This is a genomic window from Actinomadura sp. KC06 (assembly GCF_004348735.1).
GTDB lineage: Bacteria > Actinomycetota > Actinomycetes > Streptosporangiales > Streptosporangiaceae > Spirillospora.
In genome coordinates this window covers 1-5977 of the sequence record NZ_SMKT01000290.1, presented here as the reverse complement: position 1 = coordinate 5977, position 5977 = coordinate 1, and the positions used below count along the sequence as shown (strand labels likewise).

Below are 5977 nucleotides of genomic sequence, written 5' to 3'. Positions count from 1 at the left end.
GCCTCACGGCGCCTCCCCCGCCGTCCACCCGGAGTCGATGACCGCCGAGCTCGACCCCGCCGACGAGGAGTACCTCGCCTGCCTCGCCGACACACTCTGGCCCGACGACGAGTACCTGGAACCCGAGCACACCACCGACGGCGAAGAAGAACCCGGCAGCAACGGCAGGCGCCTCTAGCCCGGCCCCGCGCGGCCAGGGGATTCTCCCGGTCTATTCGGCGGGGAGGGGTTCTCCTGTCTCCAGGAGGGTCTTGAGGCCGGACAGGACGTGCGGCCAGCCGTGGCGGCACATGTCCAGGAGGGCGTCGCCCGCCTCGTGGACGACCGTCAGCTTGACCGTCTCGCCGGACGGTTCGATGTCGAAGGTGACCTTGGAACGGGGTTCGGCCAGGAGTTTCGCGCGCGTGTCCTCGTCCACGCCCACGGCCTTCGCCCATTCCGGGGTGAAGGTGTGCCAGGTGTAGGCGAGGCGGCGGGGCGGGTCGGCTTCGAGGACGACCTGCTCCGGGTCGGCCATCGTCGCGTTCTCCTCGTGCCAGGAGATGGTGGAGCCGGGCGTCCAGTCGGTCTCGAAGGCGACGCCCCAGTAGCGGCGGGTGAAGGCCGGGTCGGTCAGCGCCTGCCAGAGCCGCTCGGGCGTGGTGCGGATGTAGGTGGTGTAGACGAATTCGCTCATCGGGTCCTGCTCCAATGCGGTCTTCAGGTCGGCGAGCGCGTTCGCCCGCTCGCGGTCGTACCGGCTCATCCACCGGTCGGCGATGGCGTTGATCGGGGCGGCGTTCAGGTAGTGGAGCTTCTCGCGTCCCCGGCGCATGGTGGTCACCAGGTTCGCGTCCTCCAGCACGGCGAGGTGCTTGCTGACCGACTGCCGGGCCATGTCCAGCCCGGCGCACAGCTCCCGGAGGGTCTGCCCGTTGCGGGTGTTGAGGCTGTCCAGCAGCCGGCGCCGGCTCGCGTCGGCGAGCGCCTTGAAGACGTCGTCCATGCACCGTCCCTATATGCAGCCATCTGGTTGCCTTTCACAATAGGCAGCCGGACGGCTGCATGTCAAACCGGCGGCTTGCGGCCGACGCCGCCGTAGGCGTCCACGGCGTTCGGCTCGGAGGTGCCGTCCGGACGCCAATGCGTCACGGGCACAACGCCCGGCTCCAGCACCTCCAGGCCGTCGAAGAACCGCCCGATCTGCTCGGGGGTGCGCAGGACCAGCGGCGCGTTCCCGGACGCGTTCCAGACCTCGACGATCCGGTCGGACGCCTCGCCGTGGACGACGTTCGTCCCGTCGGACACGGCGAGATAGCTGCCCGGCGGCACCGCGTCCATAAGCCGGCGGACGATCGCGTACGCCTCCTCGTCGTCCGGGATGAACTCCAGGACGCCCATCAGCGTGAACGCGATCGGCCGGTCGAAGTCCAGAGTCTGCGCGGCGGCGTCCAGGATGCGGTCGGGGTCGCGCAGGTCGGCGTGGACGTAGGCGGTCTCGCCCTCGGGCGTGCTCGTGAGCAGCGCCCGCGCGTGCTGCAGGACGAGCGGGTCGTGGTCCACGTAGACGATCTTCGACTCGGGCGCCGCCCGCTGCGCGACCTCATGGGTGTTGTCCACCGTGGGCAGGCCCGACCCGACGTCGATGAACTGGCGGACGCCTGCCTCGGCGGCCAGATGCCAGACGATCCGGTTGAGGAACAGCCTGGACGCGCGGGCGAGGCGCGCCACGTCCGGGAGCATCCCGAGGATCTGGTCGCCGACCTCCCGGTCCACCGGGTAGTTGTCCTTGCCGCCGAGCCAGTAGTTCCAGATGCGCGCCACGTGGGGGACGCTCGTGTCGATGTCGGGGCCGGGCCTGTCTGCGCTCATACGCGGTTCCGTTCCCGGCCCCTCGCCCGTCAGTCGTCGTCTTCGTCTGTCCCGTTGGTGAGAACCTTGGCGTTGGCGGCGTCCACGGTCAGCTCGTGCTCGGTCCCGCCCGGGCCGGTGACGTCGACCTCCCAGAGGGCCTTGCCGTCCTCGCTCTCGAAGTCGACGGACGTCACGGTGCCGGGAACCGCCTTCAGCGCGGCGCCGACGGCGTCCGCCGCGCTGACCTGGGCCTTCCTCAGCGCGGCGGCGGACAGGGGCCGGTCGTCGTCATCGTCGTCGCCGTCGTCGTCGCCGTCGTCCGGGCGGGCCGCGCGGTCGGACAGGACCTTGCCGGTGCCGGAGTCGACGGTCACGTCCCGCCGTCCGCCGCCGTTGGCGACGATGTCGATCTCCCAGGCGCGCCCGCCGTCGTCATCGTCCAGCTCGATCTCCTCGACCGTGCCGGGGGACGCCTTCAGCGCCGCGGCCGCCGCCTCCGCCGCCGTGACCTGGGCCCCGGACCGGGGGGACGCGCCACCGGACGGAGGCGTCGGCGTCCCCGGGCCGTCGTTGGCCGCGAACGCGGTGGCCGCTCCCCCGCCGGCGAGAACGCCCGCGGCGACCACCGTGACCAGCAGCCCTCGTCCGGAGACGAAGCGCCGTGCGTCGATCCTCATTGCACCCTCCAGGTGTCGCGGTCGGCGGCCGGCGGATCCGGCCGCCCCGTGCGCCATCGACGATGCCGGTGGTTCCTGTAGCCGCCCTGAAGCTTCCTGAAGCCTTCTTCAGGGACGGTTTGGCAGGCTGTGGGCATGCGCCTGCTGATCGTGGAGGACGAGAAACGCCTGGCCACGTCGCTCGCCCGCGGCCTCGCGGCCGAGGGGTTCGTGGTCGAGACCGTCCATGACGGCGCGGAGGGGCTCGACCGGGCGCTCGGCGGGGAGTTCGACCTGATCGTCCTCGACATCATGCTGCCCGGAATGAACGGCTACCGGGTGTGCGCGTCGCTGCGGGCCGCGGGCGACGACACGCCGATCCTGATGCTGACCGCCAAGGACGGCGAGTACGACGAGGCCGAGGGCCTGGACACGGGCGCGGACGACTACCTCACCAAGCCGTTCTCGTACGTGGTGCTGGTCGCCCGCATCCGCGCGCTCCTGCGCCGCCGGACGCGCGGCGCCGCCCCGGCCATCGCGCTGGGCGACCTCGTCGTCGACCCGGCGGCGCGGCGGGTGTTCCGCGGCGACGCGGAGGTGGAGCTGACCGCGAAGGAGTTCGCCGTCCTGGAGCACCTGGCCGCGAACGCGGGCCGGGTCGTGTCGAAGACGCAGATCATGGAGGCGGTCTGGGACTTCGCCTACGACGGGGACCCCAACATCGTCGAGGTGTACGTGAGCGCGCTGCGCCGCAAGCTGGACGTCCCGTTCGGGCGCAGGTCCATCACGACGGTGCGCGGCGCGGGATACCGGCTGGCCAGGGACGGGGGCGCCTGACGTGCCGCGGCGGCTCTCGTCCGTCCGGGCGCGGACGACGCTCGGCGCGACCGCCGTGGTGGCGGTCGCGCTGGTCGCCGCCGGGTTCGCGGTGGTGCTGCTGCTCCGCGCGAACCTCGGCGGGCAGGCCGATCTGGAGGCGGAGGTCGCGGCCCGGGAGGTCGCGTCGCAGCTCGCGACCGGCGTCCCGTACCGGAGCCTCGACCTGCCGGAGGGCGACGACCATCCGGTGCAGGTCGTGGACGAGCGCGGCCGCGTGCGCGCCGTCGGCGAGGACCTGGAGGCGGTCACCGGGACGGGATCGCCGGACGTGCGGCCCGAGCCGTCCCCTCCCCGGCCCGACGGCGACCCAGGCTCCGACTCCGATGACGATTCCGGCTCCGATGACGATCCCGGACGCGGCGAGGTGTCGGACGACGGTCCGCGGTTCTCCACCGGCAGCGCGACCGTGGACGGCCGGACCGCCGACTACCGGTTCGCGGCGGTCGAGGCGACGACGCCCGCGGACGAGACCGTCACCGTCTACGCGGGCGCGGACCTGGCCGCCGCGCGGGACGCGGTCGGCACCGTCACCCGGGCGATGCTCACCGGCCTGCCGCTGCTGCTCGCCGTGGTCGCGGGCGTGACCTGGCTGGTCACGCGGCGGGCGCTGCGCCCGGTGGAGGGCGTCCGGGCGGAGCTGGCCGAGATCACCGCGGCCGGGGACCTGGCCCGGCGGGTGCCCGTGCCCGGGTCGCGGGACGAGATCGCCGGGCTGGCCGCCACGACCAACGCGACCCTTGCTGCCCTGGAAGACTCCGTCGCCAAGCAGCGCGGGTTCGTCGCGGACGCCTCGCACGAGCTGCGCAGTCCCATCGCGTCGCTGCGGACCCAACTGGAGGTCGCGGCGGCGCATCCGGAACTGCTCGACGTGGACGGCCTGACCGAAGACGTCGTGCGCCTCCAGGACCTGGCCGCCGACCTGCTGCTCTTGGCCCAGATCGACGCGGGCGACCGTCCACCGGAACGTCCCGTCGCGCTCGGCCGCCTCGTCCGCGACGAACTCGACCGGCGCGCGGCGGGCGACCGGATCCCCGTCCAGGCCTCGATCGAGGCCGACCCGCAGGTCATGGGCGTCCCCGGACGCCTCTCCCGAGTGATCGGCAACCTCCTCGACAACGCCCAACGCCACGCGGACGCCGCCGTCCGCCTGACACTGCACCAGGAGGCGGGCACCGCGATCGTGCGGATCGCCGACGACGGACCCGGCGTACCGTCCGCCGACCGCGACCGGATCTTCGAGCGCTTCGTCCGCCTGGACGACGCCCGCAGCCGCGACGAAGGAGGCGCCGGACTCGGCCTCGCCATCGCCAGAGATCTCGTGACCGCCCACGGCGGCGACCTCACCGTCGGCGAGCCCCCCGGCGGCGGCGCGCTCTTCGAGGTACGCCTGCCGGTACTTGTCTGAGGAGCCGACCCCATCCCGGAACCCGGGCGGCTCAAACCGCAACATGAGTGAATTGGCCCCGTCGCTTTGGCGGTCGCGGTATCACTAGTGTGGACCTTTGCCGGACGGCACCGATCACGAGACTCTGAAGGTGCCGGCGCCGTATCCGGCGATCCCACGGAGGCGGCCGAGGGCGGGAGCGGACGTGGCCAGGACCGACAAGCGTTTGTCGACGGCCGTTCGAGCGGCACAGAGCGGAGACGAGGACGCCTTCCGCAGGCTGTATCGAGCCGTCCAGCCGCGCCTGCTGCGTTACCTGTGGGCGCTGGTGGGCGAGGCCGCCGACCAGGTGGCGGCGCAGACCTGGCGGGAGATCGCGGATGGGTTGGCCGACTTCCGCGGCGACTTCCAGCGCTTTCGCGGCTGGGCCACGGTGATCGCCCGCAACCGCGCCCTCGACCATCTGAGCGGACGCCGCACGGCCGGGCCGATCCGGGCACGGCCCGCCCAGGCAGCGGACGATCGGATGGCCGAGCCGCTGTCTCCCGATGCCGCGATCGCGCTGATCGCCGCTCTGCCCGCCGAACAGTCAGAGGCGGTGCTGCTCCGGGTCGTGATGGGTTTGGACGACCACCAGACGGCAGAGATCTTGGGCAAGAGCGCCGAAGCGGTCCAGGCGGCGGCCTGCCAGGGGGTGCTGAGCCTCGCCGACCGCCTGGACCACGCGGGTGGAACACCACGGGCGGACGACGAGACGGGACCCGCCGCCCCCGCATCGGCCCCTGGGCAGTGGCACGGTGAACACGACGCTGAAGGTGAGCTCCCATGAGCTTTGATCGCCGCCGCGGCGACCGGCGGGCCGAATGGGAACTCGACGGAAACACCGCCGAAGATCTCCTGGCGGGTGTCTGGCGAGACCCGCTGTCGGCCACGCATCCGGTCGCGGGTCTGCTCGCCGCCGCCACCGCTCCGCCGTCCGATCAAGAACTCGCCGGTGAGGACGCGGCCGTAGCGGCCTTCCGCGAGGCCCGGCTCAGCTCGCCCCGCCCGGAGGGCCGCCACCGGACGGTACGCCGGGCGCTGCTGGAGATCGCCACCGCCAAGGCGCTCATCGCGGTGGCGGTCGCCGGAACGGCCGTGGGCGGCGTCGCCCTGGCCGCGAGCAGCGGTCACCTGCCCGCCCTGAAATCGCCGCCACGCTCACCGGCTCCGCCCTCCGCCACTG

7 protein-coding genes are annotated in these 5977 nt (G+C 72.8%); 4 read left to right on the top strand and 3 right to left on the bottom strand.

Annotated features, from left to right (window positions below):
- Window positions 1-211 precede the first annotated feature (211 nt).
- The 3 genes from E1287_RS41645 to E1287_RS41635 all read right to left on the bottom strand — a co-directional run bounded on the left by E1287_RS41645 (window position 212) and on the right by E1287_RS41635 (window position 2510).
- Window positions 212-985 (bottom strand): metalloregulator ArsR/SmtB family transcription factor, encoded by a 774-nt coding sequence (locus E1287_RS41645; RefSeq protein ID WP_131971384.1) that lies wholly within the window; start codon window positions 983-985, stop codon window positions 212-214.
- Between the two features lie 62 nt (window positions 986-1047).
- A complete protein-coding gene (locus tag E1287_RS41640) occupies window positions 1048-1851 on the bottom strand; it encodes an SAM-dependent methyltransferase (RefSeq protein WP_131971382.1) in 804 nt (267 codons plus the stop codon).
- 29 nt (window positions 1852-1880) lie between these two features.
- Window positions 1881-2510 carry a PepSY domain-containing protein gene (locus tag E1287_RS41635; RefSeq protein WP_131971379.1) on the bottom strand — a complete coding sequence of 210 codons (630 nt, stop codon included), beginning with the start codon at window positions 2508-2510 and terminating at the stop codon, window positions 1881-1883.
- 135 nt (window positions 2511-2645) lie between these two features.
- On the opposite strand from E1287_RS41635, the gene E1287_RS41630 reads away from it, so the two are divergent.
- The 4 genes from E1287_RS41630 to E1287_RS41615 all read left to right on the top strand — a co-directional run.
- Window positions 2646-3326, top strand: coding sequence for a response regulator transcription factor (locus E1287_RS41630; RefSeq protein ID WP_131971377.1), 681 nt, complete (start codon window positions 2646-2648; stop codon window positions 3324-3326).
- Window position 3327: 1 nt separating this feature from the next.
- Window positions 3328-4773 (top strand): HAMP domain-containing sensor histidine kinase, encoded by a 1446-nt coding sequence (locus E1287_RS41625; RefSeq protein WP_131971375.1) that lies wholly within the window; start codon window positions 3328-3330, stop codon window positions 4771-4773.
- Window positions 4774-4870: 97 nt separating this feature from the next.
- Window positions 4871-5581, top strand: coding sequence for an RNA polymerase sigma factor (locus E1287_RS41620; protein ID WP_207934786.1), 711 nt, complete (start codon window positions 4871-4873; stop codon window positions 5579-5581).
- Window positions 5578-5977: hypothetical protein (locus tag E1287_RS41615; RefSeq protein ID WP_207934785.1), on the top strand; the 400-nt coding region annotated here is incomplete at its 3' end. The genes E1287_RS41620 and E1287_RS41615, both read left to right, overlap by 4 nt.